This window comes from Agromyces sp. NPDC060279, from assembly GCF_042726785.1.
Lineage (GTDB): Bacteria > Actinomycetota > Actinomycetes > Actinomycetales > Microbacteriaceae > Agromyces.
In genome coordinates this window covers 57,794-82,768 of the sequence record NZ_JBHXBK010000001.1, presented here as the reverse complement: position 1 = coordinate 82,768, position 24,975 = coordinate 57,794, and the positions used below count along the sequence as shown (strand labels likewise).

Annotated in this window: 25 protein-coding genes; 16 read left to right on the top strand and 9 right to left on the bottom strand. The window is 71.0% G+C overall.

Going from position 1 to position 24,975, the window contains the following annotated elements; genetic code table 11:
• Positions 1–3 precede the first annotated feature (3 nt).
• The 9 genes from uvrC to ACFWE1_RS00360 all read left to right on the top strand — a co-directional run bounded on the left by uvrC (position 4) and on the right by ACFWE1_RS00360 (position 8,475).
• Positions 4–1,962, top strand: a complete 1,959-nt coding sequence (uvrC, locus tag ACFWE1_RS00400) for an excinuclease ABC subunit UvrC (protein WP_376931612.1) — start codon at positions 4–6, stop codon at positions 1,960–1,962.
• Between the two features lie 35 nt (positions 1,963–1,997).
• Positions 1,998–2,873 (top strand): RNase adapter RapZ, encoded by an 876-nt coding sequence (gene rapZ, locus ACFWE1_RS00395; RefSeq protein WP_243568277.1) that lies wholly within the window; start codon positions 1,998–2,000, stop codon positions 2,871–2,873.
• Between the two features lie 42 nt (positions 2,874–2,915).
• Positions 2,916–3,896, top strand: a complete 981-nt coding sequence (gene whiA, locus ACFWE1_RS00390; RefSeq protein ID WP_376931611.1) for a DNA-binding protein WhiA — start codon at positions 2,916–2,918, stop codon at positions 3,894–3,896.
• 104 nt (positions 3,897–4,000) lie between these two features.
• Positions 4,001–4,627 (top strand): superoxide dismutase, encoded by a 627-nt coding sequence (locus ACFWE1_RS00385; RefSeq protein WP_376931610.1) that lies wholly within the window; start codon positions 4,001–4,003, stop codon positions 4,625–4,627.
• 99 nt (positions 4,628–4,726) lie between these two features.
• A complete protein-coding gene (gene gap, locus ACFWE1_RS00380; RefSeq protein ID WP_376931609.1) occupies positions 4,727–5,731 on the top strand; it encodes a type I glyceraldehyde-3-phosphate dehydrogenase in 1,005 nt (334 codons plus the stop codon).
• A gap of 34 nt (positions 5,732–5,765) precedes the next feature.
• A complete protein-coding gene (locus tag ACFWE1_RS00375) occupies positions 5,766–6,980 on the top strand; it encodes a phosphoglycerate kinase (RefSeq protein WP_376931608.1) in 1,215 nt (404 codons plus the stop codon).
• Positions 6,971–7,759, top strand: a complete 789-nt coding sequence (gene tpiA / locus ACFWE1_RS00370) for a triose-phosphate isomerase (RefSeq protein ID WP_376931607.1) — start codon at positions 6,971–6,973, stop codon at positions 7,757–7,759. The genes ACFWE1_RS00375 and tpiA overlap by 10 nt, the downstream gene beginning before the upstream one ends.
• Before the next feature lie 99 nt (positions 7,760–7,858).
• Positions 7,859–8,110 carry a preprotein translocase subunit SecG gene (gene secG, locus ACFWE1_RS00365; protein WP_189084947.1) on the top strand — a complete coding sequence of 84 codons (252 nt, stop codon included), beginning with the start codon at positions 7,859–7,861 and terminating at the stop codon, positions 8,108–8,110.
• Positions 8,110–8,475, top strand: a complete 366-nt coding sequence (locus tag ACFWE1_RS00360) for an RNA polymerase-binding protein RbpA (protein WP_243568281.1) — start codon at positions 8,110–8,112, stop codon at positions 8,473–8,475. The genes secG and ACFWE1_RS00360 overlap by 1 nt, the downstream gene beginning before the upstream one ends.
• An 82-nt stretch (positions 8,476–8,557) precedes the next feature.
• Here ACFWE1_RS00360 and pgl read toward each other — a convergent pair whose 3' ends face one another.
• The 6 genes from pgl to tkt are packed head-to-tail and all read right to left on the bottom strand — an operon-like array spanning position 8,558 to position 16,666.
• Positions 8,558–9,328, bottom strand: a complete 771-nt coding sequence (gene pgl / locus ACFWE1_RS00355) for a 6-phosphogluconolactonase (RefSeq protein ID WP_376931606.1) — start codon at positions 9,326–9,328, stop codon at positions 8,558–8,560.
• Positions 9,325–10,284: a glucose-6-phosphate dehydrogenase assembly protein OpcA gene (locus ACFWE1_RS00350; protein ID WP_376931605.1), complete on the bottom strand. Its 960-nt coding sequence runs from the start codon at positions 10,282–10,284 to the stop codon at positions 9,325–9,327. Before ACFWE1_RS00350 ends, pgl begins: the two co-directional genes overlap by 4 nt.
• Complete coding sequence (gene zwf, locus ACFWE1_RS00345) at positions 10,281–11,822, bottom strand: glucose-6-phosphate dehydrogenase (RefSeq protein ID WP_376931604.1); 1,542 nt, start codon at positions 11,820–11,822, stop codon at positions 10,281–10,283. Before zwf ends, ACFWE1_RS00350 begins: the two co-directional genes overlap by 4 nt.
• A 17-nt stretch (positions 11,823–11,839) precedes the next feature.
• Positions 11,840–13,444, bottom strand: a complete 1,605-nt coding sequence (locus ACFWE1_RS00340; RefSeq protein ID WP_376931603.1) for a glucose-6-phosphate isomerase — start codon at positions 13,442–13,444, stop codon at positions 11,840–11,842.
• On the bottom strand, positions 13,441–14,550 hold the full coding sequence (gene tal, locus ACFWE1_RS00335; RefSeq protein WP_376931602.1) for a transaldolase: 1,110 nt from the start codon (positions 14,548–14,550) through the stop codon (positions 13,441–13,443). Before tal ends, ACFWE1_RS00340 begins: the two co-directional genes overlap by 4 nt.
• Positions 14,551–14,575: 25 nt before the next feature.
• Positions 14,576–16,666, bottom strand: coding sequence for a transketolase (gene tkt, locus ACFWE1_RS00330; protein WP_376931601.1), 2,091 nt, complete (start codon positions 16,664–16,666; stop codon positions 14,576–14,578).
• A gap of 312 nt (positions 16,667–16,978) precedes the next feature.
• Between tkt and ACFWE1_RS00325 the strand changes: the two genes are divergently transcribed.
• Positions 16,979–17,899, top strand: a complete 921-nt coding sequence (locus ACFWE1_RS00325) for a heme o synthase (RefSeq protein ID WP_230763456.1) — start codon at positions 16,979–16,981, stop codon at positions 17,897–17,899.
• A 167-nt stretch (positions 17,900–18,066) separates the two neighbouring features.
• Here the strand turns inward: ACFWE1_RS00325 and ACFWE1_RS00320 are convergent, their stop codons facing one another.
• Positions 18,067–18,999, bottom strand: a complete 933-nt coding sequence (locus tag ACFWE1_RS00320) for a heme A synthase (protein WP_376931600.1) — start codon at positions 18,997–18,999, stop codon at positions 18,067–18,069.
• 226 nt (positions 19,000–19,225) lie between these two features.
• Here ACFWE1_RS00320 and sufB point away from each other — a divergent pair, with 226 nt between their 5' ends.
• The 6 genes from sufB (at position 19,226) to ACFWE1_RS00290 (ending at position 24,251) form a co-directional block, all read left to right on the top strand.
• Positions 19,226–20,644: a Fe-S cluster assembly protein SufB gene (gene sufB / locus ACFWE1_RS00315; protein ID WP_376931599.1), complete on the top strand. Its 1,419-nt coding sequence runs from the start codon at positions 19,226–19,228 to the stop codon at positions 20,642–20,644.
• A gap of 3 nt (positions 20,645–20,647) precedes the next feature.
• Positions 20,648–21,829 (top strand): Fe-S cluster assembly protein SufD, encoded by a 1,182-nt coding sequence (gene sufD / locus ACFWE1_RS00310; protein ID WP_376931598.1) that lies wholly within the window; start codon positions 20,648–20,650, stop codon positions 21,827–21,829.
• Between the two features lies 1 nt (position 21,830).
• Positions 21,831–22,157 carry a non-heme iron oxygenase ferredoxin subunit gene (locus ACFWE1_RS00305; RefSeq protein ID WP_243568290.1) on the top strand — a complete coding sequence of 109 codons (327 nt, stop codon included), beginning with the start codon at positions 21,831–21,833 and terminating at the stop codon, positions 22,155–22,157.
• 68 nt (positions 22,158–22,225) lie between these two features.
• On the top strand, positions 22,226–22,996 hold the full coding sequence (gene sufC, locus ACFWE1_RS00300) for a Fe-S cluster assembly ATPase SufC (protein ID WP_243568291.1): 771 nt from the start codon (positions 22,226–22,228) through the stop codon (positions 22,994–22,996).
• Positions 22,997–23,016: 20 nt separating this feature from the next.
• Complete coding sequence (locus ACFWE1_RS00295; RefSeq protein ID WP_243568292.1) at positions 23,017–23,346, top strand: metal-sulfur cluster assembly factor; 330 nt, start codon at positions 23,017–23,019, stop codon at positions 23,344–23,346.
• 92 nt (positions 23,347–23,438) lie between these two features.
• Positions 23,439–24,251, top strand: a complete 813-nt coding sequence (locus tag ACFWE1_RS00290; protein ID WP_376931597.1) for a methyltransferase domain-containing protein — start codon at positions 23,439–23,441, stop codon at positions 24,249–24,251.
• 27 nt (positions 24,252–24,278) lie between these two features.
• Here ACFWE1_RS00290 and ACFWE1_RS00285 read toward each other — a convergent pair whose 3' ends face one another.
• Both ACFWE1_RS00285 and ACFWE1_RS00280 read right to left on the bottom strand, forming a co-directional pair.
• Positions 24,279–24,518 (bottom strand): hypothetical protein, encoded by a 240-nt coding sequence (locus ACFWE1_RS00285; RefSeq protein ID WP_376931596.1) that lies wholly within the window; start codon positions 24,516–24,518, stop codon positions 24,279–24,281.
• Complete coding sequence (locus tag ACFWE1_RS00280) at positions 24,518–24,967, bottom strand: GNAT family N-acetyltransferase (protein ID WP_376931595.1); 450 nt, start codon at positions 24,965–24,967, stop codon at positions 24,518–24,520. The genes ACFWE1_RS00285 and ACFWE1_RS00280 overlap by 1 nt, the downstream gene beginning before the upstream one ends.
• Between the last annotated feature and the right edge of the window lie 8 nt (positions 24,968–24,975).

Here is a 24,975-nt window from a genome sequence, read left to right as displayed (position 1 = left end):
GCGATGTCCGGCACCGTCCCGTACCGGCCGAAGGCCGGGGAGATCCCAACCTCGCCGGGCGTGTACCGCTTCCGCGATGCCGAGCGGCGCGTGCTCTACGTCGGCAAGGCCAAGAACCTGCGAGCGCGGCTGTCGAACTACTTCGCGCCGCTGCACACCCTGCACGAGCGCACCCGGCGCATGGTGACGACGGCGGCCTCGGTCGAGTGGACCGTGGTCCGCAGCGACGTCGAGGCGCTGCAGCTCGAGATCACCTGGATCAATGAGTGGAAGCCGCCGTTCAACGTGCGCTTCAAGGACGACAAGTCCTACCCCTACCTCGTGGTGACGCTCGGCGACGAGGCGCCGCGGGCGATGGTCTCGCGCAAGCGAGGCATCCCGGGTGCCAAGTACTTCGGTCCGTACCCCAAGGTCTGGGCCGTGAGCGAGACGCTCGAGATCCTCACGAAGCTGTTCCCGATCCGCACGTGCAAGGACAGCGACTACCGCCGCGCCATGGCGAGCGGCAAGCCCTGCTTCGCCGGCCAGATCGGCCGCTGCTTCGGGCCCTGCTCCGGCAAGGTCACGATCGAGGAGCACCGGCAGAACGTCGACCGCTTCGTCGCCTTCATGCAGAACCAGGACACGGCGATCCTCGGCGATCTCGAGCGGGAGATGCGCGAGGCCGCCGCCGCGCAGGACTACGAGACCGCCGCGCGTCGACGGGATCAGCTGCAGGCGGCGCGGGAGTTCTTCGAGAAGAGCGCGATGGTGCTCGGCGAGAAGGTCGACCTCGACGTCTTCGGCATCGATCACGACGAGCTGCAGGCGGCCGTGCAGATGTTCGCGGTGCGCGGGGGACGCGTGCGCGGCGTGCGCTCGTGGACCGTCGACAAGGAACTCGACGTGCCGCTCGGCGAACTCGTCGATGTCGTCCTCCAGAACGCCTACGCCGACGACCTCCGTCCGCCGGGCGAGGTCGTGGTGCCGGTGCTGCCCGACGACGCCGAGGCGGTCGAGGCATGGCTCGCCGAGCACGCCGGCCGCAAGGTGCGCCTGCGTGCCGCGCAGCGCGGCGACAAGGCCGCGCTGCTGGCGACCGCCGAGCAGAACGCCAAGCAGAACCTCATGCTCTACAAGACGCGTCGCAGCGCCGACTTCACGACGCGCTCGCGTGCGCTGGAGGACATCCAGGAGGCGCTGGGCATGGCGGATGCCCCGCTCCGCATCGAGTGCTACGACGTCTCGCACCTGAGCGGCACGAACATCGTCGCCTCGATGGTCGTGTTCGAAGACGGGCTGCCGCGCAAAGACCAGTACCGGCGCTTCACGATCCCGAGCTCGACCGACGACACCGACTCGATCCACCAGGTGCTCACCCGCCGCCTCGCCTACCTGCGCGACACGGGGGAGCCGACGGCGGATGCCGCAGACGATCCGTCCGTCGTCGTCGCCGGCTCCGGCGCCGGGGTCGCCGCCGATCCGACGGATGCCGAGGCCGTCGTCGAGCCCGCGCGGCGCAAGAAGTTCGCGTACCCGCCGAATCTGCTCGTCGTCGACGGCGGGCAGCCCCAGGTGGCCGCCGCCGAGCGGGCGCTGCGCGAGTCGGGCGTGGAGGGCATCTACCTCTGCGGCATCGCGAAGCGCCTGGAGGAGATCTGGACCCCCGAGTCCGACTTCCCGGTGATCCTGCCCCGCAACAGCGACGCGCTCTTCCTGTTCCAGCGCATCCGTGACGAGGCGCACCGCTTCGCGATCACGCACCAGCGCCAGCGCCGCAAGCGCGACATCGGCACGGTGCTCGCCGAGATCCCGGGGCTCGGGCCCGCCCGCGTGAAGGAGCTGCTGCGGCACTTCGGCTCGGTGGCGCGCCTGAAGGGAGCGACGCCGAGCGAGATCGCCGAGGTGAAGGGCATCGGACCGGTCCTCGCCGAGACCGTGCACGGCCATCTGCAGACCGTGCGCGCCCCCGCACCCCGGTAGGCTGGAGCTTCAGAAACGAAGGGGGCGGCCGGCTGATGGCAGACGAGACGGAGCACCAGGAGATGCTCATCGTCACCGGGATGAGCGGAGCCGGTCGATCCACCGCCGCGAACGCCCTCGAAGACCTCGGCTGGTACGTCGTCGACAACCTCCCGCCGCAGATGCTCCGGCCGCTGGTCGAGCTCGTCGAGCGGGCCGGCAACTCGCTTCCCCGCATCGCCGCGGTCGTGGACATCCGCGGCCGCGACTTCTTCTCGGAGCTGCAGGAGATCATCCAGGCGCTCCGCACGGGCGTGAACGTGCGGGTGATGTTCCTCGACGCCACCGACGCCGCGCTCGTCCGGCGCTTCGAGGCCGTCCGCCGCCCGCACCCGCTGCAGGGCGACGGCACGCTGCTCGACGGCATCGGCGCGGAGCGGGCGAGGGTCGCGGCGATCCGGGAGTCGAGCGACTTCGTCGTCGACACCTCCGACTTGAACATCCACCAGCTCGCGACGCTCGTCACCGACACCTTCGCCGAGGCCGATCGGGCCGGGCTCCGGGTCACGGTGCTGAGCTTCGGCTTCAAGTACGGCATCCCGACCGACGCCGACCACGTGGCCGACGCGCGCTTCCTGCCGAACCCGTTCTGGGAGCCCGAGCTGCGGGCGCTCACGGGGGAGGACGAGCGGGTGTCGGGCTACGTGCTCGGCCAGCCGGGGGCCATGGAGTTCATCGACGCCTACGCGGCGGCGCTCGCGCCCGTCATGGCGGGGTATCAGCGCGAGAACAAGCGACACGCGACGGTCGCGATCGGCTGCACCGGCGGCAAGCACCGCTCGGTCGCGATCGTGCGGGAGATCGCCGGGCGGCTCGGGCAACTGCCAGGGGTCGCCGTCAGTATCAAAGACCGCGACCTCGGACGAGAATGATCCTCGGGGGAGCGGCGGCAACAACGGAAGATTGGGAACCACGTGGCATTGAAGGCTGATGTGAAGGAAGAGCTGGCTCGCGTCGAAGTCGCGAAGACGAGCGTCAGGGCCGCTGAGCTCGCCACGATCCTGCGCTTCGCGGGCGGGCTGCACATCATCTCGGGTCGCATCGCGATCGAGGCGGAGCTCGACTCGCCGACGCTCGTGCGCCGGGTCACCCGCGACCTCGCCGAGCTCTACGGCGTGCGCCCCGACGTCTCGGTCTCGGCGGCCGGCGGCGTGCGCCGCGGCAACCAGTACCTCGTCCGGGTGCTCGAGGGCGGGGAGACGCTCGCGAGGCAGACCGGGCTCCTCGACGCCCGGCGCCGGCCGGTGCGCGGGCTGCCGAACCGGCTCACCACGGGCTCACGCGACGAGGTCGCGGCGGTCTGGCGCGGGGCGTTCCTCGCGAGCGGCAGCCTCACCGACCCCGGCCGCTCGGCGGCCCTCGAGATCACCTGCCCCGGCAACGAGACCGCGATGGCGCTCGTGGGCGCGGCCGGACGCCTCGGCATCGCCGCGAAGGCCCGTGAGGTGCGCGGCGTGCACCGGGTCGTGGTCCGCGACGGCGAGGCGATCAGCGCCATGCTGCAGGTGATGGGCGCGAGCGGCACCGTGCGCAACTGGGAGGAGCTCCGCCAGCGGCGTGAAGTGCGCGCCACCGCCAACCGGCTCGTCAACTTCGACGACGCGAACCTCAGGCGCTCCGCGCAGGCCGCGGTCGCCGCGTGCGCGCGGGTCGAGCGCGCCATGGAGCTGCTCGGCGACGACATCCCCGACCACCTGAAGTACGCAGGCGAGCTGCGCCTCGCGCACCGCGACGCGAGCCTCGACGAGCTCGGCCACCACGCCGATCCGCCGATGACGAAGGACGCCGTCGCCGGCCGCATCCGCCGTCTCCTGGCCATGGCCGACAAGCGTGCGGCCGATCTCGGCGTGCCCGGCACCGAGGCGAGCCTGCCCGCCGACCTCGACGAGGTGTGACGTCAAGGCCCGGCCCCGGCCGGGCCTTCGGGCATAGACTCGGAGAGGCCGAGGTTGGACCAGGCAGAGGCCCGGACGACCCCGGCATCTGACAAGGAGAAGCAATGGCTGACTACACCCTCCCCGATCTTCCGTACGACTACGCGGCGCTCGAGCCGGCGATCAGCGGTCGCATCATGGAGCTGCACCACTCGAAGCACCACCAGGCGTACGTGACGGGCGCGAACACCGCGCTCGCGCAGCTCGCCGAGGCGCGCGAGACGGACAACCTCGCCAACGTGAACAAGCTCGAGAAGGACCTCGCGTTCAACCTCGGCGGTCACGTCAACCACTCGATCTTCTGGACGAACCTCTCGCCCGAGGGCGGCGACAAGCCGACCGGCGAGCTCGCCGCGGCGATCGACGATCACTTCGGCTCCTTCGACGGATTCCAGAAGCACTTCACCGCCACGGCGCTCGGCGTCCAGGGCTCCGGCTGGGCCGTGCTCGCGTGGGACTCGATCGGGCAGCGCCTGATCATCGTGCAGTTCTTCGACCAGCAGGCGAACTTCCCGGCGGGCATCGTGCCGCTGCTCATGCTCGACGTGTGGGAGCACGCCTACTACCTCGACTACCAGAACGTGCGCGCCGACTACGTCAAGGCGTTCTGGACCATCGTGGACTGGGCGAACGTGCAGAAGCGCTGGCAGGCGGCCACCGAGAAGACCGCGGGCCTGCTGCTACTGTCGTAGCGGATGGGTGTCCCCGGACCTGGTCCGGGGACACCGCCGTCCGTGCCTCATCCTTCCCAAACGGCGCGTTCGCGCCCAGTCCAATCAGGAGACCTTCCCGTGTCCGTCAAGATCGGCATCAATGGATTCGGCCGCATCGGCCGCAACTTCTTCCGCGCAGCGCTCGCCCAGGGCGCAGACCTCGAGATCGTCGCGGTCAACGACCTCACCGACAACAAGACCCTCGCCCACCTGCTGAAGTACGACTCGATCACCGGGCGCCTCGACGCCACCGTCGAGTACGACGACGAGAACCTCATCGTCAACGGCACCAAGATCAAGGCCTTCTCGGAGCGCGACCCCGCGAACCTGCCCTGGGGCGAGCTCGGCGTCGACATCGTCATCGAGTCGACCGGCTTCTTCACCAAGGCCGCCGATGCGCGCAAGCACCTCGAGGCCGGTGCCAAGAAGGTACTGATCTCGGCGCCCGCGACCGACGAGGACGCCACCTTCGTGATCGGCGTGAACGAGCAGGACTACGACCCCGAGACGCAGCACATCATCTCCAACGCGTCGTGCACGACCAACTGCCTCGCCCCGCTCGCCAAGGTCTTCAACGACGCCTTCGGCATCGAGCGCGGGCTGATGACCACGGTCCACGCCTACACGGCCGACCAGAACCTGCAGGACGGCCCGCACAAGGACCTGCGCCGCGCCCGCGCCGCCGCGATCAACATCGTGCCGACCTCGACCGGCGCCGCGAAGGCCATCGGCCTCGTGCTGCCCGAACTCGTCGGCAAGCTCGACGGCTTCGCGCTCCGCGTGCCGGTGCCCACCGGCTCCATCACCGACCTCACGGTCACCGCGTCGCGCCCGGTCACGGTCGACGAGGTGAAGGCCGCGTACAAGGCCGCCGCCGAGGGGCCCATGAAGGGCATCCTGAAGTACACGGAAGACGAGATCGTCTCGAGCGACATCGTCTCCGACCCGCACTCGTCGATCTTCGATGCCGGCCTCGTGCGCGTCATCGGCGACCAGGTGAAGCTCTCCAGCTGGTACGACAACGAGTGGGGCTACTCCAACCGCCTCGTCGACCTCGCCGAGTACGTCGGCGAGCGTCTCTGATCCGGCGAACCGCCGGCGACCGAAACGGAGCACAGTGACTCTGCGAACCATCGATTCCCTCGGTGAGCTCGCCGGCAAGCGCGTCGTCGTCCGATGCGATCTCAACGTCCCCCTGGACGGCGAGACCATCACGGACGACGGCCGCGTGCGGGCCTCGCTGCCGACGCTGAACGCCCTGCTCGCGCAGGGTGCCCGCGTCGTCGTGATCTCCCACCTGGGCCGGCCGAAGGGGGAGCCCGAGGCGAAGTACAGCCTCGGACCCGTGGCCGCCCGCCTCGGCGAGCTCCTCGACGCGCCGGTCGGCTTCGCCGCCGACACGGTCGGCGACGACGCCCAGGCCAAGGTCGCCGCCCTCGGCGAGGGCGAGGTGCTCGTGCTCGAGAACCTCCGCTTCAACCCGGGCGAGGCCGCGAAGGACGACGCGGAGCGCCGCGCCTTCGCTGAGCAGCTCGCGGCCTTCGCCGACGTCGTCGTCTCCGACGGCTTCGGCGTCGTGCACCGCAAGCAGGCGAGCGTCTATGAGCTCGAGCAGCTGCGGCCGAGCGCCGCCGGCCTCCTGATCGCCGCGGAGCTCGACGTGCTCGACCGGCTCACCGAGACGCCCGAGCGCCCGTACACGGTCGTGCTCGGCGGCTCGAAGGTGTCCGACAAGCTCGGCGTGATCGCGCACCTGCTGCCGCGAGTCGACACGCTCCTCGTCGGCGGCGGCATGCTGTTCACGTTCCTCGCGGCCCAGGGGCACCAGGTCGCCTCGAGCCTGCTCGAGGCCGACCAGCTCGACACGGTCCGCGGCTACCTCGCCGAGGCCGCCGAGCGCGGCGTCGAACTCGTGCTGCCGAGCGATGTCGTCGTGGCGGCCTCCTTCTCGGCCGACGCCGAGCACGTGGTGACCGCGGCGGACGCCATCGAGCAGACGCCGTTCGGCGCCGCGGGCCTCGGCCTCGACATCGGCCCCGCCACGGCGGCCGACTTCGCCGCCCGCATCCGCGCCTCGAAGACGGTGTTCTGGAACGGCCCGATGGGCGTGTTCGAACTGGCGCCCTTCGCCGCCGGCACGCGTGCCGTGGCCGAGGCGCTCACCGAGGTCGACGGGCTGAGCGTCGTCGGCGGCGGCGACTCGGCGGCCGCGGTCAGGCAGCTGGGCTTCGACGACGCTCAGTTCGGTCACATCTCCACGGGCGGGGGCGCGAGCCTCGAGTTCCTGGAAGGCAAGCAACTCCCCGGACTGGAGGTCCTCGGATGGCAGTGAAGCGCACCCCGTTCATCGCGGGCAACTGGAAAATGAACCTCGATCACCTGCAGGCGATCGCGTTCGTCCAGAAGCTCGCCTGGAGCCTCGCCGACGCGAAGCACGACTACGCGGATGCCGAGGTGGCGGTGTTCCCGCCGTTCACCGACCTCCGCTCGGTGCAGACGCTCGTCACGGCCGACTCCCTGCCGATCGGCTACGGCGCGCAGGACCTGTCGAAGCACGACTCCGGCGCGTACACGGGCGAGATCTCGGGCGCATTCCTCAAGCAGCTCGACTGCGGCTACGTCATCATCGGGCACTCGGAGCGTCGCACCCTGCACGCCGAGACCGACGAGGACGTGAACGCCAAGGTGATCGCCGCGCACCGCCACGGCCTCGTGCCGGTGCTCTGCGTCGGCGAGACGGCGGAAGACCTGGAGGCCCACGGCGCGAGCGCCGTGCCGGTCGCGCAGCTCCGTCGTGCGCTCGAGGGCGTGGATGCCACGAAGGGGCTCGTCGTCGCATACGAGCCGGTCTGGGCCATCGGGTCCGGACAGGCGGCGACCCCGGCGCAGGCCGAGCAGGTGGCCGCGGCGCTCCGCTCGGTGCTGGCGGAGCTCGCCGGCGACGAGGTCGCGCAGTCCACGCGCATCCTCTACGGCGGCTCCGTGAAGGCGGCGAACATCGCCGCGTTCCTGCGCGAGCCGAACGTCGACGGCGCCCTCGTCGGCGGCGCGAGCCTCGACATCGACGAGTTCTCGGCGATCGTGCGCTTCAAGAAGCACGTCGGCGCCTGATCGGGCCCGGCCCGGGGCGCCGACGCGTTCCCGGGCCGCCGCCCGGCTATACTCGATTGTCGGCACCGACCAGTCCGTCGTGCCCGGAAAGGTTTCACCGTGGAGATTCTCCAGGTCGTCCTGCAGGTCCTGCTCGGCCTCACGAGCCTGCTGCTGACCCTGCTCATCCTGCTGCACAAGGGTCGCGGCGGCGGCCTCTCCGACATGTTCGGCGGCGGCGTGACCTCCAACCTCGGCGCGTCCGGCGTCGCGGAGCGCAACCTCAACCGGATCACGATCATCCTCGGCCTCGTCTGGGTGACCTGCATCGTGGTGCTCGGCCTCATCACCAAGTTCGAAGCGGGGATCTGATGGTCTCGGGCAACAGTGCAATCCGCGGCTCGCGCGTCGGCGCCGGCCCCATGGGCGAGCAGGACCGGGGCTTCCACGCCGACCGCGTCGCCATCAGCTACTGGGACGCGCAGGGCAACGAGACGATCCGCTACTTCGCGGCGAACCTCCCCGACGAGGAGATCCCCGAGGTCATCGACAGCCCCTCGACGGGACTCCCGGCCGGCCGCGACAAGGCGAACCCGCCGTCGCTGTCGAAGACCGAGCCCTACAAGACGCACCTCGCCTACGTGAAGGAGCGGCGCACCGAGGAAGAGGCGGCGGCCCTCCTCGAGGAGGCCCTCCAGCAGCTCCGTGCGCGACGCGGCACGAGCGCGCCGGAGTAATTCCGGCAGACTCCCGCACACGACGAAGCGGCGGGCGGATCCATTCGGATCCGCCCGCCGTTTCGCGTTTCCGTGGCGCCGTTCAGTACTCGGGCGCGATGAGCTGCTCCGGCACCTCGGCGGCCGCGTCGCGGTCGACGAAGAACACGGTGCGGCGGCGGCCCTTGATGCCCGCGACGGGTACCTCGTCACGGCTGGCGCCGGCGAGGGCCAGGCCGAGCGCGGAGGCTTTGTCGGCCCCCGCGAGCACGAACCAGACGCGCTGCGAGGAGTTCAGCACCGGTCGGGTGAGGCTGAGTCGCTCGGGCGGGGGCTTGGGCGAGTTCCGCACCGCGATCACGGTGCGGTCCGTCACCTGGATGCCGGAGCGGTGCGGGAAGAGCGAAGCGATGTGCCCGTCCGGCCCGACGCCGAGGAACGTGATGTCGAAGATCGGGTAGGGCTGGCCGTCGACGCCGTGGGCGGCGAGCTCCGCGGCGTAGACCTCGGCCGCGACATCGAGCTCCAGCCCGGAGTCCGAGGCCGGGAACGGGTGCACGTTCCCCTCCGGCAGCTCGAGCGCGTCGAGGAGCGCCTCGAAGGACTGGGTGTCGTTGCGCTCGGCATCCCGCTCGGGCACCCAGCGCTCGTCGCCCCACCAGAAGTGCACGCGCGTCCAGTCGATGCTCGTGCGCGCGGGTGATGCCGCGACGGACTCGAGCACGGCGCCGCCCATGGAGCCGCCCGTGAGCACGATGTGCGCGACCGCCTGCTCGTCGAGGATGTCGAGCAGCTTCGTCATGAACCGCGCGGCCACGGCGGCCGCGAGCGCGGGCTTGTCCGGGTGCACGAGCACCCGTCGGTCGTTGGTCATCCTCGTCCACCTTCCGTTCCGTCGGCGAGCAGCGGCAGGCCGACGGTGATCACGTCGCCGTAGAGTTCGTCCGGGTCGAGCCGGCGCAGCTCGTCGGCGAGGCAGTCGCGCAGGCTCCGCCGGGGGAGTGCGAGGTCGTGCACCGGCTGCCCGGGCTGCCGCAGGGTCGCGACCCCGGGGACGTCGCGGATGAGCTCGATGCCGCCGCTGGCCCGTTCGAGCTCGACGCCGTGGATGCCGTGCAGTCCGCTGTCCGGACCCGCGAGCGTGCAGCTCGTCTCGGCCTGCAGCTGGAGCTTCAGCCACGCGGCGAGCAGCGTCGTCGAGGGGGAGTCGACCGCGCCGGAGACGTGCACGCGGGTCACGGACTCGTAGGGCGGCTGATCGAGCACGGCGGCGAGCTGCGCACGCCACAGGGTGAGCCTGGTCCAGGCGAAATCGGCGTCGCCCGGGCGGTAGCTGCGCTCCAGCGCCGCGAGGGCCGCCTGCGGGTCGGGCTGGGCCGAGGCATCCGTGATCCGCCGGTGCGCGATGCGACCGAGCGGGGCGAGCGCCGGGATCTCCGGGGCCTTGCCCGGCCACCAGGTGACGACGGGCGCGTCGGGCAGCAGCAGCGCCATCACGAGGCTCTCCTCGTCGCTCGCGACCTCGCCGAAGGCGTGCAGCACGATGACCTCGCTCGCACCGGCGTCGCCGCCGACGCGGATCTCGGCATCCAGCCGCGGGGCGACGCCCGCGCCGTCGGCGCCCGGCTCCGAAGCGACGACGATGACGCGCATCGGGTGCTCGCGGGAGGCGTCGTTCGCCGCCTCGATCGCCTCCTCCTCGCGCCCGGCCTGGGTCGCGATGATGAGGGTGAGCACCCGGCCGAGCGCGACGACGCCACCCTCTTCGCGGATCTTCACGAGCGCCTTGGAGACCTGGCTGGTCGTGGTGTCGGGCAGATCGACGATCATGGGCGCCTCCAGCTGCGTCCGTCGCGGGCGAGCAGCTCGTCGGCCGAGCTCGGGCCCCAGGAACCGGGTCGGTACTGCTCGGGGCGACCCTGGGTCGCCCAGAAGCGCTCGATCGGGTCGAGGATCTTCCAGGAGAGCTCGACCTCCTCCTGGCGGGGGAAGAGCGGCGGGTCGCCGAGCAGCACGTCGAGGATGAGCCGCTCGTACGCCTCGGGGCTCGCCTCCGTGAAGGCGTGACCGTAGCCGAAGTCCATCGTTACGTCGCGCACCTGCATGCCGGCACCCGGCACCTTCGAGCCGAATCGGATCGTCACGCCCTCGTCGGGCTGCACCCGGATCACGAGGGCGTTCTGGCCGAGCTCCGAGGTCTGGCTGTCGGCGAACACCTGCTGCGGCGCGCGCTTGAAGACCACGGCGATCTCGGTGACCCGGCGGCCGAGCCGCTTGCCGGCGCGCAGGTAGAACGGCACGCCGGCCCAGCGGCGCGTGCCGATCGTGAGCTTCACGGCCGCGTAGGTCTCGGTCGTCGACTCGGGGTTCATGCCGTCCTCGTCGAGGAAGCCGACGACCTGCTCGCCGCCCTGCCAGCCGCCCGCGTACTGGCCGCGGGCGGTGCCCGTCGCGAGATCCTCGGGCAGGCGCACCGCGGCGAGGATCTTCTCCTTCTCGGCGCGGAGGTCGGCCGCCTCGAAGGAGATCGGCTCCTCCATCGCCGTGAGGGCCAGGAGCTGCAGCAGGTGGTTCTGGATGACGTCCCGGGCCGCGCCGATGCCGTCGTAGTAGCCGGCCCGGCCGCCGACGCCGATGTCCTCGGCCATCGTGATCTGCACGTGGTCGACGTAGTTCGCGTTCCAGATCGGCTCGTACAGCTGGTTCGCGAAGCGCAGCGCCAGGATGTTCTGCACCGTCTCCTTGCCCAGGTAGTGGTCGATGCGGAACACCGAGTCGGGCGGGAAGACGGAGGCGACGACGTCGTTCAGCTCGCGGGCGGTCTGCAGGTCGCTGCCGAACGGCTTCTCGATGACGACGCGGCGCCACTGGCCCTCGCGCTGCTCGGTGAGGCCCGAGCGCTTCAGCTGCTCGGTCACGAGCGGGAAGGACTTCGGCGGGATCGATAGGTAGAACGCGTGGTTGCCCATCGTGCCGCGCTCGCGGTCGAGCGACTCGACCGTCTCGCGGAGCCGGTCGAAGGCGTCGTCGTCGTCGAAGGTGCCGGTGACGAAGCGGATGCCTCGGGCCAGCTGCTGCCAGACGTCCTCGCGGAACTCGGTCCGCGCGTACTGCTTCACCGAGTCGTGCACGACCTGGGCGAAGTCCTCGTCCTCCCAGTCGCGCCGGGCGAAGCCGACCAGCGCGAAGCCGGGGGGCAGGAGCCCCCGGTTCGCGAGGTCGTACACCGCGGGCATCAGCTTCTTGCGGGACAGGTCGCCCGTCACGCCGAAGATGATGAGGCTCGAAGGGCCGGCGATGCGATTCAGCCGGTAGTCCTTCGGAGAACGCAGCGGGTTGTGGCCCGCCTCGATGAGTGCCGGTTGCACTGCGGTGGCTCCTGCCGTCAGTCGATCGCGGCGACGAGGGACGCGAGGTTCGCCGCGGGGTCGGTGAGCGTGAGCGTCAGCACCGGCCGGCCGTGCTCGGCGAGCACGCTCGCGTCGCCGGAGGCCTGGGCCGCGATCAGCTCGCCGAAGGTGAACGGCCGCTCGGGGATCGCGAGATCCTCGGCGGGACGCTGCGTGAGCTGCAGGAACACGCCCACCGCGGGGCCGCCCTTGTGGAACTGCCCGGTCGAGTGCAGGAAGCGCGGACCCCAGCCGAAGGTGACGGGGCGGCCTGCGCGCGCCGCGAGCAGCTCGCGCAGCTGCGCGAGCTCCGGGTGCGCGACCCGGTCGACGTACGCCTGCACCGAGAGGTAGCCGTCGGCGGGCAGCTCCTCCAGCAGGACTTCGATCGCGGAGGCGAGATCGCTCGCCGCACCGATGACCTCGGGCGTGCCGCGCACCTCGATGCCCTCGGCGACGAACGCCGCGGGCGCCGGCTCGGGCCGGGCATCGAGGAGGCCGCGCGCGGCGATCTTCGCCGACTCGACGTCGGGCTGGTCGAACGGGTTGATGCCGAGCAGGCGCCCGGCGACCGCCGTCGCGTACTCCCAGACGAGGAGCTGGGCGCCGAGGGTGCCGCTCACGCGGATCTCGTCGCGCTCGTCGTCGCGGAACACGTGGCTCCCCGCGTCGTCGACGAGGCGCACGAGCTGGACGTCGGCGAGGCCCTCCGAGAGCTCCGGCGCGCCGGGCTCGAGGACGACGGGCAGCAGGCCGGTGCCCTCCTTGCCCGTGGACTCGGCGATCAGCTGCTCGGCCCAGTCGGCGAAGCCGACGATGTGGGTGCCGTCGGCGACGATCGCGAGCTTGTCGCGGAGGGGCTGCGTGGCCGCGATCGCGGCGCCGAGCACGAGGCCGGGGTTCTCCTCGGTGTCGACCGCGAGGGGCAGCTCCATCGCCTCGGCCTCGTCGAGGATCTCGGCGATGTCCACGCCGGCGAGGCCGGAGGGGACGAGCCCGAACGCGGTGAGCGCGGAGTAGCGCCCGCCGACGTTGGGGTCGGCGTTGAAGACGCGGTAGCCGGCGGCGCGGGCCGACTCGTCGAGGGGCGAGCCCGGGTCGGTGACGATCACGATGCGGCCGACGGGGTCGATGCCCGCGTCGCGGAACGCCTGCTCGTACACCCGGCGCTGGCTGTCGGTCTCGACGGTCGATCCCGACTTCGACGAGACGACGAGCGCGCTCGAGGCGAGGCGGTCGGCGAGCGCCGAGCGGACCTGCCCGGGCTCGGTCGAGTCGAGCACCGTGAGCTGCACGCCCGCGGTGCGGGTGATCACCTCGGGGGCGAGCGAGGAGCCGCCCATGCCGGCGAGCACGATGTGGTCGACGCCGGCGGCGTGCAGCTCCTCGCGGAGCGCGAGGATCTCGGGCACGAGCGGGCGGGAGATCGCGACGGCCTCGGTCCAGCCGAGCCGCTTCGCGGACTCCTCCTCGGCCGCCGGCCCCCAGAGCTCGGGGTCCTGCGCCGTGATGCCGCTCGCCACCCGGTCGGCGACGAGCTGGGGGACCACGCGGCGCACGGCCTCCGCCGCCGCGCCGCCGACGGAGATCCGGAAGCTCATCGCGCCGTCTCCAGCGCCTGGCCGACGGACTCGAGCAGCTCCGACCAGGAGACGATGAACTTCTCGACGCCCTCACGCTCGAGCAGCGCCGTGACGTCGTCGTAGTCGACGCCGACCTTCGCGAGCGCGTCGAGCACGGCGCCGGCCTCGGCGTAGGCGCCGGTGACCGTGTCGCCGGTGACGACGCCGTGGTCGAAAGTGGCCTCGAGGGTCTTCTCGGGCATCGTGTTGACGACGCCCGGCGCGACGAGCTCGGTGACGTACAGCGTGTCGGGCAGGGCCGGGTCCTTGACGCCCGTCGAGGCCCAGAGCGGGCGCTGGCGGTTCGCGCCGGCGGCGAGGAGCGCCGCGGCGCGCTCGCTCGCGAAGGTCTCCTCGTAGAGCTCGTACGCGAGGCGCGCGTTCGCGACGCCGGCCTTGCTCTTCAGCGCGAGCGCCTCGTCCGTGCCGATGGCGACGAGCCGCTGGTCGATCTCGGTGTCGACGCGCGACACGAAGAAGGAGGCGACCGAGTGGATCGTGCTGAGGTCGTGACCGGCGGCCTTCGCCTGCTCGAGACCGGCGAGGTAGGCCTCCATCACCGCGCGGTAGCGGTCGAGGCTGAAGATCAGGGTCACGTTGACGCTGATGCCGGCGCCGATGGTCTCGCGGATGGCGTCGAGGCCCTCGACGGTCGCGGGGATCTTGATCATGGCGTTCGGCCGGTCGACGCGCTCCCAGAGGGTCTTCGCCTCGGCGACGGTGCCCGCCGTGTCGTGGGCGAGCCCGGGGGCGACCTCGATCGAGACGCGGCCGTCGAAGCCGCCGGAGCGGTCGTAGACCGGGCGGAACACGTCGGCCGCGGCCCGGACGTCGTCGGTCGTGATCTCGAACACGGCGCGGTCGACGTCGGCGCCCGAGGCGGCGAGCGAGGCGACCTGAGCGGCGTAGCGCTCACCCTTCGAGAGGGCCCCGGCGAAGATCGTCGGGTTCGTGGTGACGCCGACGACGTCGCGCTCCTCGATCAGGCGGGCGAGGTCGCCCGTCTCGATGCGCTCGCGCGAGAGGTCGTCGAGCCATATGCTGACGCCGGCCTCGGAGAGGGCGGCGGTGGGAGTGGTGCTCATGGGTTCGTTGCTCCTTCGTGCCCGCTCAGACGGCGAGCGATTCCTTGGCCGCGGCGACGACGGCGTCCGTCGTGATGCCGAACTCGCGGAACAGGGTCTTGTAGTCGGCGGAGGCGCCGAAGTGCTCGATCGACACGGCGCGGCCGCGGTCGCCGAGGTAGCGCTGCCAGCTGAGCGAGAGGCCGGCCTCGACCGAGACGCGCGCGGTGACCGCGGCCGGGAGCACCTGCTCGCGGTAGGCGGCGTCCTGCTCCTCGAACCACTCGAGGCTCGGAGCGGACACCACGCGCGCGGCGATCCCCTCGGCGGCGAGCTGCTCACGTGCCGCGACGGCCAGCTGCACCTCGGAGCCCGTGGCGATGAGGATGACGTCCGGCGTGCCCGACGCGGCCTCGGCGAGCACGTAGGCCCCCTTCGAGACGTTCGCCGCGCTCGCGAAGACGTCGCCGGAGGCGTCGCCGTCGCCGCGCTCGAACACCGGGATGTTCTGCCGGGTCAGGGCGATGCCGGCGGGTCCGCCGCGGCGCTTCAGGATCTCGAGCCAGGCGTACGACACCTCGTTGGCGTCGGCGGGGCGCACGACGTCGAGGCCCGGGATGGCCCGGAGGCTCGCGAGCTGCTCGATCGGCTGGTGCGTCGGGCCGTCCTCGCCGAGGGCGACGGAGTCGTGCGTCCAGACGAAGATCGAGGGCACCTGCATGAGGGCCGCGAGACGCACGGCGGGCCGCATGTAGTCGCTGAAGATCAGGAAGGTGCCGCCGAACGCGCGCGTCGGGCCGTGCAGCACGATGCCGTTCAGGATGGCGCCCATCGCGTGCTCGCGGATGCCGAAGTGCAGCACGCGGCCGTAGGGGTTGCCCGCCCACTCGTGCGTGGAGTGCTCGCTCGGCACGAACGATCCGCCGCCGTTGATGGTGGTGAGGTTCGACTCCGCGAGGTCCGCGGATCCGCCCCAGAGCTCGGGGAGCTCGGCGGCCAGCGCGTTGATGACCTTGCCCGACGCGGCCCTGGTGGAGACCTCGGTGCCCGCCTCGAACACCGGCAGGACCCGCTCGAGGCCCTCGGGCAGCTCGCCGGCCTCGAGCCGGTCGAGCAGCGCCTTGCGCTCGGGGTTGGCCGCCGCCCAGGCGTCGTAGGAGGCCTGCCACTCGCGGTGCAGCGCGGCGCCGCGCTCGCGGGCGCCGCGGGTGCGCTCGATGACGTCCTCGGCGACGACGAAGCTCTGCTCGGGGTCGAAGCCGAGCACCTCCTTGGTCGCCGCGAGCTCGGCGGCGCCGAGCGCCGAGCCGTGGATCTTGCCGGAGTTCTGCTTGCCGGGGGAGGGCCAGCCGATGATCGTCTTCAGGATGATGAGCGAGGGCTTCGCCTGCTCGCCCTTCGCGGCCTCGATGGCCGCGTACAGCTCGGCGACGTCTTCGACGTACTCGCCCGTCTTCTTCCAGTCGACCGTCTGCACGTGCCAGCCGTAGGACTCGTAGCGCTTCGCGACGTCCTCGGTGAAGGCGATGTTCGTGTCGTCCTCGATCGAGATCTGGTTCGAGTCGTAGATCACGACGAGATTGCCGAGCTGCTGGTGGCCGGCGAGCGAGGAGGCCTCGCTCGTCACGCCCTCCTGAAGGTCGCCGTCGCCCGCGACGACGTAGACGAAGTGGTCGAAGGGGCTTTCGCCCGCGGGCGCCTCGGGGTCGAAGAGCCCGCGCTCGTAGCGCGCGGCGTAGGCGAAGCCGACGGCCGACGCGAGGCCCTGGCCGAGGGGCCCGGTCGTGATCTCGACGCCGGCGGTGTGGCCGTACTCCGGGTGGCCCGGGGTCTTGGAGCCCCAGGTGCGGAGCGCCTTCAGGTCGTCGAGCTCGAGGCCGGAGCCCTCGAGGTAGAGCTGCACGTACTGCGTCAGCGAGGAGTGCCCCGCGGAGAGGATGAAGCGGTCGCGCCCGAGCCAGTCCAGGTCGGAGGGGTCGCGGCGCATCACCTTCTGGAAGAGGAGGTAGGCCGCCGGGGCGAGGCTCATCGCCGTGCCCGGGTGTCCGTTGCCGACCTTCTCCACGGCGTCGGCTGCGAGCACGCGAGCCGTGTCGACCGCGCGATCGTCGAGGGAGTCCCATTGCAGAGTTGCCACGAGGTTGCTGTTCCTTCCGGTCGTGGCGGGGTCGCGGGGAGCCGACCGGCCCCCGGGCCCGCCAGGGAATCGCTGCGGCGCGGTGGAGCCCAGACCGTCGGCCCCGACCGTCGACGACTCGTCGGCAGCTCGGCACCGCGCCATCGGGCGCGCTCTCCCTCAGTATATGGAGTGGGGGAGCCGGCCGTGGCCGTTCGTGACGTCGCGGGCCCGTGCCGGGTGGTGCGCCCCGCGCCGTCGCGGGGATGGCCTAGAATCGGAGGCGGCGTGGCCGCGCGCGATCACCAGCGCGGCGTCACCGGAAGAGGAGCGATGCAGGCAACAGGCGAGACCACCGAGACCCGGGCCCCGTCGACCTTCCGCCGCAAGCTCGGCGCCTACGTGGCCCTCACGAAGCCGCGCGTGATCGAGTTGCTGCTCGTGGTCACCGCGCCGACCATGATCCTCGCCCAGCAAGGGCTGCCCGATCTCTGGCTGCTCATCGCCACGCTCATCGGCGGCGCCATGAGCGCCGGCAGCGCCGGGGCCTTCAACTGCTACATCGACCGCGACATCGACCGGGTCATGAAGCGCACGCAGGGCCGCCCGCTCGTCACGGGCGAGTTGAGCGACCGTGAGGCGCTGGTCTTCGCCTACGGGCTCGGCGCGGCATCCATCGTCTGGCTGTGGGTGTTCACGAACTGGCTGGCAGCCCTGCTGTCGCTCGCCGCCATCCTGCTGTACGTCGTCTTCTACAGCCTGATCCTGAAGCGCCGCACCGCGCAGAACATCGTCTGGGGCGGCATCGCGGGCTGCATGCCCGTGCTGATCGGCTGGGCCGCGGTCACCGAGGACCTGAGCTGGCCGCCGGTCATCCTCTTCCTGATCATCTTCCTGTGGACGCCGCCGCACTACTGGCCGCTGTCGATGAAGTACAAGGCCGACTACGCCGCGGCGGGCGTGCCGATGCTCGCGGTCGTTCGCGGTCGCGCGCAGGTCGGCCTGCAGGTCATCCTGTACGCCTGGGCCACGGTCGCGTGCTCGCTGCTGCTCATCCCGATCGCCGGCATGGGTCTCGTCTACTCGACCGTCGCGGTCGTGACCGGCGCCTGGTTCATCTACGAGACGCACCGCCTCTACAACCTCGCGATCCGGCACGAGCAGGTCTCGCCGATGCGCGTGTTCCACGGCTCGATCGTCTACCTGTCGCTCGTCTTCCTCGCCGTCGGCATCGACCCGCTGCTGCCCTTCTAAGCGGCGGGCGCGCCTCTGCTCGCGCCCCCTCGCCGTGCCGCGCAGCGTGCGCCACGGAGGAGATCAGCAGCCGGGGAGGACTCGCTCGCGCAGCCGATCCTCCCGCGCTGCTGATCTCCTCCGCACGCACCGGCCGGGCGACGACACCGGCGGCGCGGTGCCCCGGCTCAGGCGGCGCTGACCGCCTCGGCGCGGCTCGGCTCCGTGGCGCCCTGGGCGACGGGGCGCTTCAGGTGCAGGACGACCAGGGTGAGCGCCGCGGCGGTGAGCGCCGCGAGCACCATGTGGATGCCGACGGCAAGCACCGGGAGGCCGTTGCGCGCCTGGTAGAGGCCGACGCCGACCTGCACGAGCTCGGCCGCGAGCAGCACGAGGGTCCACCTGAGCGTCGGGAGCCTGCGAATGCCGGCGGCGACGACGAGCACGACGGTGAGGCCGAGCAGGAGATAGCCGGGCCAGGCATGGATGTGCTCGAGGATCTCGGCCTCGAATCCGTTGCGGCCGGCCTCGGAGTCGCCCGAGTGCGGGCCCGCGCCCGTGGTGAGCACGCCGAAGGCGATCGAGACCGCCATGACGAGGGTCGTCACGTGCGTGAGGATCGCGTACCAGCGGGGGACGGCGAGCTCGCGCGGTCCAGGCGCGGCGTCGAGGCGGGCGAGGAACGCGGCCGTGATGCAGACGAGCACGAGCGAGGAGACGTAGTGGAAGCCGACGATGAACGGGTTGAGCCCGGTCCAGACGGTGATGCCGCCGACGATCGCCTGCGCGACGATGCCGCCGATGACCACGAGCGAGAGCACCCACAGGTCGCGGCGCTCACGGCGGAGGCGCCAGACGAGCAGCACCACGACGAGGGCGATGATGCCCACGACGCCCGTCATCAGCCGGTTCCCGAACTCGATGAGGCTGTGGTAGCTGAGCTCCTCGGTCGGCACGAGCGAGCCGGGCGTGCACGTCGGCCACGTCGGGCAGCCAAGGCCCGAGCCCGTGAGTCGGACGGCGCCGCCCGTGGCGATGATGGTCGTCTCCGCGATGAAGGACAACCAGGCGAAGATCCGCAGGCTCGTGGGGATGTGCAGGCCGGTGCTCGGGCGGTTCACGCGGAGTTCCTCATCCGGGTCGCGTGGAACGGAGCCAGTGTCGGGGCGACCCTATAGACTTGATCAGATGGCGGGCCCCGCGCGGTGAATCGCGCGCTCGGCCACTCTGCCATCTTAGGTTCGCAATGGAGCCGCCCGCACATCACCAGTCGTCGCGAACACCTCGATTCACGGCGCACGGTGAGCCGGTCTGATAGCCGGTCGCAGGGAAGGAGAAGAGGAGAGCATGACGGACGTACTGATCGACCGCCCAGAGCTCGAAGGACTCGGCGTGTACGAGTTCGGCTGGGCCGACTCGGATGCCGCCGGGGCTTCGGCCCGCCGCGGACTCTCGCAGGAGGTGGTCGCCGACATCTCGCGTCTGAAGGAAGAACCGGAGTGGATGCTTCAGCGTCGCCTCCGCGCTCTCCAGCTCTTCGACCGCAAGCCGATGCCCAGCTGGGGCGCCGACCTCTCGGAGATCGACTTCGAGAACATCAAGTACTTCGTGCGGTCCACCGAGAAGCAGGCCCAGAGCTGGGAGGAACTGCCCGAGGACATCCGCAACACCTACGAGCGCCTCGGCATCCCCGAGGCCGAGCGTCAGCGCCTCGTCGCCGGCGTCGCCGCGCAGTACGAGTCCGAGGTCGTCTACCACCAGATCCGCGAGGACCTGGAAGAGCAGGGCGTCATCTTCCTCGACACCGACACCGCGCTCAAGGAGCACCCCGAGATCTTCGAGGAGTACTTCGGCACCGTCATCCCGGCCGGCGACAACAAGTTCGCCGCGCTGAACACGGCGGTCTGGTCGGGCGGCTCCTTCGTCTACGTGCCGAAGGGCGTCCACGTCGAGATCCCGCTGCAGGCCTACTTCCGCATCAACACGGAGAACATGGGCCAGTTCGAGCGCACGCTGATCATCGCCGACGAGGACAGCTACGTGCACTACATCGAGGGCTGCACCGCCCCGATCTACAAGAGCGACTCGCTGCACTCGGCCGTCGTCGAGATCATCGTGAAGAAGAACGCCCGCGTGCGCTACACGACGATCCAGAACTGGTCGAACAACGTCTACAACCTGGTCACGAAGCGCGCCGTCGCCCACGAGGGCGCCACCATGGAGTGGATCGACGGCAACATCGGCTCCAAGGTGACGATGAAGTACCCGTCGATCTTCCTGATGGGCGAGCACGCCAAGGGCGAGACCCTCTCGGTCGCCTTCGCGGGCCCCGGCCAGCACCAGGACGCGGGCGCCAAGATGATCCACATGGCGCCGTACACGCAGTCGTCGATCGTCTCCAAGTCGATCGCCCGCGGCGGCGGCCGCGCCGGCTACCGCGGCGAGGTCCGCGTCGACGCGAACGCGCACCACGCGGCGAACACCGTGCGCTGCGACGCGCTGCTCGTCGACACCATCTCGCGCAGCGACACCTACCCGGCGATCGACATCCGCGTCGACGACGTGCAGCTCGGCCACGAGGCCACGGTCTCGAAGGTCAGCGAGGAGCAGCTCTTCTACCTGATGGCGCGAGGCATCCCCGAGGACGAGGCCATGGCCATGATCGTGCGCGGCTTCATCGAGCCCATCGCGCGCGAGCTGCCCATGGAGTACGCGATGGAACTCAACAAGCTCATCGAGATGGGCATGGAAGGATCGGTCGGCTAAGCAATGACCGTCGCAACGCAGAGCACCGCCATGCCCACCGCCGGCCAGCACGGCCTCGTCGCGCACTCGGACGGCCCGGTCGTCCCGGTGCAGACCCGCTCCGAGCGCTTCCGCTCGGTGGACGTGGCCGACTTCGCCCCCGTCACGGGCCGCGAGCACGAATGGAAGCTGTCCCCGGTCGCCGCCTTCGCCGACCTCACCTCGGGTGAGCTCGACGGCGCGCGCCTCGGCCTCGAGACCTCGGGCGCCGAAGGCGTCGCGGTCGAGTGGATCGCCCGCGACGATGCCCGCATCGGCACCGCCGGCACCCCCGAGGAGCGCGCCTCGGCCAACGCCTGGACGAACTTCGGCGAGGCCCTCCTCATCCGCGTGACCGGCGAGGACGACAAGATCGCCACCGTCACCCGCACGGGCCTCGGCACGACGCCGCGCGCCGCGCACACCGTGATCGAGGCGGCGCCCAACAGCCGCGGCCTCGTGGTGCTCGGCGGCACCGGCTCAGCCCGGCTCTCCGAGAACGTCGAGGTGATCGTCGGCGAGGGCGCGAACCTCACCGTCGTCTCGGTGCAGGAATGGGACGACGAGGCCGTGCACCTCGCGAGCCACTTCGCGCGCGTCGGCCGCGACGCCAAGCTCAAGCACATCGTCGTCTCCCTCGGCGGCAAGGTCGTGCGGGTGAACCCGTCGACCCACCTCGCCGAGCAGGGCGGCGACGTCGAGGCCCTCGGACTCTACTTCTCCGACGCGGGCCAGCACCTCGAGCAGCAGGTGTACGTGCACCACGACGCCCCGAACACCCGCAGCCGCGTCACCTACAAGGGCGCGCTGCAGGGCGAGGGCGCGCGCAGCGTGTGGATCGGCGACGTCCTGATCGGCAACGCGGCGGTCGGCACCGACAGCTACGAGCAGAACCGCAACCTCGTGCTGAGCGACGGCACCCGGGCCGACTCGATCCCGAACCTCGAGATCGAGACGGGCGACATCGCGGGAGCCGGGCACGCCTCGGCCACCGGTCGCTTCGACGACGAGCAGCTGTTCTACCTCATGGCTCGCGGCATCACCGAGGAGGAGGCGCGCCGCCTCGTCGTGCGCGGCTTCCTGACCGAGATCGTGCAGCAGATCGGCGTGGCGGAGCTCGAAGAGCGCCTCACCGCCGCCCTCGAAGCCGAACTGCAGGGAGCCTGAGATGGCCGCCGTCCGAGTCTGCGGAATCGACGAGCTCGTCGAGAACCAGGCGTCGCGCTTCGTCCTCGACGGCGTGCCGATCGCCGTGGTGAAGGACGCTGCCGGCGACGTGTTCGCCATCGGCGACACCTGCACCCACGGCGACATCTCGCTGGCCGAGGGCTTCGTGGAGGACGACACGCTCGAGTGCTGGGCCCACGGCTCGAAGTTCTCGCTGCGCACCGGCAAGCCGCTCACCCTCCCGGCCTACGAGCCGGTCCCCGTCTACCAGGTCGAGATCTCGGGCGGCGACGTCCTGATCGACCCCGCGGTCACCGTGACCGTCTGAGCGACCCGCTCAGCCCAAGCATCCAGTCGGCCGAGCGCCGAACGACGAAAGAGACCAGAAACCAGATCATGTCCGTGCTCGAGATCAAGAACCTGCACGTCAACGTCGAAACCGACCAGGGCACCCGCGAGATCCTCCGCGGCGTCGACCTCGTCATCAACGAGGGCGAGATCCACGCCATCATGGGGCCGAACGGCTCCGGCAAGTCGACCCTCGCGTACACCATCGCCGGGCACCCGAAGTACACCGTGGTCGAGGGCGAGATCCTGCTCGACGGCGAGAACGTGCTCGAGATGTCCGTCGACGAGCGGGCCCGCGCCGGCCTCTTCCTGGCCATGCAGTACCCGGTGGAGATCCCCGGCGTCACCGTGACGAACTTCCTCCGCACCGCCAAGACCGCGATCGACGGCGAGGCGCCGAGCGTGCGCCACTGGGTCAAGGACGTCCGCACCGCGATGGGCAACCTCAAGATGGACTCGGCGTTCGCCGAGCGCAACGTCAACGAGGGCTTCTCCGGCGGCGAGAAGAAGCGCAACGAGATCCTCCAGCTCGAGCTGCTGAAGCCGAAGTTCGCGGTGCTCGACGAGACCGACTCCGGCCTCGACGTCGACGCGCTCAAGATCGTGTCGGAGGGCGTCAACCGCGCCAAGGAGAACACCGGCCTCGGCATCCTCCTGATCACGCACTACACGCGCATCCTCCGCTACATCAAGCCGGACTTCGTGCACGTCTTCGTCGCCGGCAAGATCGCCGAGCAGGGCGGGCCCGAGCTGGCCGACCGCCTCGAGGACGAGGGCTACGACCGCTACCAGGTCGCCGAGACCGCCTCGGCGGAGTGACCCGGGCGTAGGATCGGACCATGGTCACCTCACTCGCGCCGGAGCGCTACGACGAGGTCGAAGAGGCGCTGAAGGACGTCGTCGACCCCGAGCTCGGGGTCAACATCGTCGACCTCGGCCTCATCTACGACCTCGGCTGGGACGACGAGAACGACGCGCTCGTCATCCACATGACGCTCACGAGCGCCGGCTGCCCGCTCACCGACGTGATCGAGGAGCAGACCGCGCAGGCCCTCGACGGCGTCGTCGACGCCTTCCGCATCAACTGGGTGTGGATGCCGCCGTGGGGTCCCGAGCGGATCACCGACGACGGCCGCGACATGATGCGCGCGCTCGGCTTCGCGATCTGACGAACCGCACCGGATGCCCCGGTCAGCAGCTGCTGGCTGGGGCATCCGTCGTCCGGCGTCACAGAGGCTCGGGCGCGCGTAGTGTTGCCGATATGACGACCACGCCCCGCGACGCATACACCCACGGACACCACGAGAGCGTGCTGCGCATCCACTCCTGGCGCACGGTGGAGAACTCCGCCGCGTACCTCGTGCCGCACCTCCGTCCCGGCCTCGAGGTGCTCGACGTGGGCAGCGGTCCCGGCACGATCTCCATCGACCTCGCCCGTCGCGTCGGCCCCGGGCGGGTCACCGGGGTGGATGCCTCGGCCGAGGTCGTCGCCCAGGCCGCGGGCCTCGCCGAGAGCGAGGGCGTCTCGAACGTCTCCTTCGCCGTCGGCGACGCGTACGCCCTCGACTTCCCCGACGACAGCTTCGACGTCGTCCACGCGCACCAGGTGCTGCAGCACCTCGCCCGGCCGGTCGACGCGCTGCGGGAGTTCCGCCGCGTGCTCCGCCCGGGCGGCGTGCTCGCCGCGCGCGACGTCGACTACGGCGGGCTGATCTGGAGCCCCGACTCGGCCGGCCTCGACCGCTGGCTGGAGCTCTACGACGCGGTGCACCGCTGGAACGGCGGCGAGCCGAACGCCGGCCGCCGGCTCACCGCCTGGGCCCGCGAAGCCGGGTTCTCCGGGGTCACCGGCAGCGGGGCGGTGTGGGTCTTCGCCTCGGAGCTCGACCGCGAGTGGTGGGGCGGCTCGTGGGCCGTCCGCGCGACGGAGTCGAACTTCGCGGCGCACGCCATCGAGTCCGGGCACTCCAACCCGGAGGAGCTGGCGCGCATCGCGCAGGCGTGGCGCGACTGGGCGGCCGACCCCGACGGCTGGCTGCTGATGCCCCACGGCGAGATCATCGCCACGAAGTAGCGCGGGCGGGGCGGCGGGGGCGAGCGACTACCAGTCGTCCTCGTCGTCCGGCGAGCCGAACGCGGCGGCGTCGCGCAGCTGGTCGCCGTCGATCACGGTGCCGTCGTCCAGCTGGACGATCGCGCGCCCCTCCAGCCACGTGAGCGTCCAGGTGCGACCGGCGCCGTCGCTGCGGGTCGCCTCGAGCGCGGCGACCCTGGCCCGGGTCTCGGCCGGCACCGAGGCGGGCGGCGTCGTGCCGAACGGCCAGCGGGTGCCGAGCTGCATCAGGCGTCCATCTCGTAGGTCACCCAGCTGGTGCGGCGGGCGATCCGGTCGTAGAGCGCCTGCGCGGGCTCGTTGTCGGCCGCGGTGATCCAGCTGACCCCGCCCTGGCCGAGCTCCGCCGACCGCGCGTGGACGAACTCGATGAGCGCACGGCCGGCGCCGCTGCCGCGCACCTCCTCGGTGACGTAGAGGTCGTCGAGGTACACGCCGGTGGTCGCGCTCAGCGTGTCGGGCACCGCGCGGAAGTGCGCGAGGCCGATGGGCGTGCCCTCGGCGTCGACGGCGAGCGCCGCGCGCAGCGGATGCTGCTCGTCCTGGAGCCAGGTCCAGACGGTGAGCGCCTTGCGGTCGTCGAGCTCGGTCTCGTAGAAGCGGCAATACGCTTCGAAGAGCGGGAGCCAGCCGAAGAAGTCGCCCTCTTCGGCCAGGCGGATGTCGATCGTGGTCATGCTTCCCC

Bases quoted from the DNA above. Each gene is read 5' to 3' on its own strand.
- rapZ (WP_243568277.1), top strand. From the start codon at position 1,998: ATGGCAGACGAGACGGAGCACCAGGAGATGCTCATCGTCACCGGGATG.
- ACFWE1_RS00290 (WP_376931597.1), top strand. From the start codon at position 23,439: ATGACGACCACGCCCCGCGACGCATACACCCACGGACACCACGAGAGC.
- sufC (WP_243568291.1), top strand. From the start codon at position 22,226: ATGTCCGTGCTCGAGATCAAGAACCTGCACGTCAACGTCGAAACCGAC.
- uvrC (WP_376931612.1), top strand. From the start codon at position 4: ATGTCCGGCACCGTCCCGTACCGGCCGAAGGCCGGGGAGATCCCAACC.
- ACFWE1_RS00385 (WP_376931610.1), top strand. From the start codon at position 4,001: ATGGCTGACTACACCCTCCCCGATCTTCCGTACGACTACGCGGCGCTC.
- sufD (WP_376931598.1), top strand. From the start codon at position 20,648: ATGACCGTCGCAACGCAGAGCACCGCCATGCCCACCGCCGGCCAGCAC.
- ACFWE1_RS00325 (WP_230763456.1), top strand. From the start codon at position 16,979: ATGCAGGCAACAGGCGAGACCACCGAGACCCGGGCCCCGTCGACCTTC.
- tpiA (WP_376931607.1), top strand. From the start codon at position 6,971: ATGGCAGTGAAGCGCACCCCGTTCATCGCGGGCAACTGGAAAATGAAC.
- ACFWE1_RS00280 (WP_376931595.1), bottom strand. From the start codon at position 24,967: ATGACCACGATCGACATCCGCCTGGCCGAAGAGGGCGACTTCTTCGGC.
- tal (WP_376931602.1), bottom strand. From the start codon at position 14,550: ATGAGCACCACTCCCACCGCCGCCCTCTCCGAGGCCGGCGTCAGCATA.
- ACFWE1_RS00285 (WP_376931596.1), bottom strand. From the start codon at position 24,518: ATGCAGCTCGGCACCCGCTGGCCGTTCGGCACGACGCCGCCCGCCTCG.
- ACFWE1_RS00305 (WP_243568290.1), top strand. From the start codon at position 21,831: ATGGCCGCCGTCCGAGTCTGCGGAATCGACGAGCTCGTCGAGAACCAG.
- sufB (WP_376931599.1), top strand. From the start codon at position 19,226: ATGACGGACGTACTGATCGACCGCCCAGAGCTCGAAGGACTCGGCGTG.
- pgl (WP_376931606.1), bottom strand. From the start codon at position 9,328: ATGACCAACGACCGACGGGTGCTCGTGCACCCGGACAAGCCCGCGCTC.
- ACFWE1_RS00340 (WP_376931603.1), bottom strand. From the start codon at position 13,444: ATGAGCTTCCGGATCTCCGTCGGCGGCGCGGCGGCGGAGGCCGTGCGC.
- ACFWE1_RS00350 (WP_376931605.1), bottom strand. From the start codon at position 10,284: ATGATCGTCGATCTGCCCGACACCACGACCAGCCAGGTCTCCAAGGCG.
- ACFWE1_RS00295 (WP_243568292.1), top strand. From the start codon at position 23,017: ATGGTCACCTCACTCGCGCCGGAGCGCTACGACGAGGTCGAAGAGGCG.
- ACFWE1_RS00360 (WP_243568281.1), top strand. From the start codon at position 8,110: ATGGTCTCGGGCAACAGTGCAATCCGCGGCTCGCGCGTCGGCGCCGGC.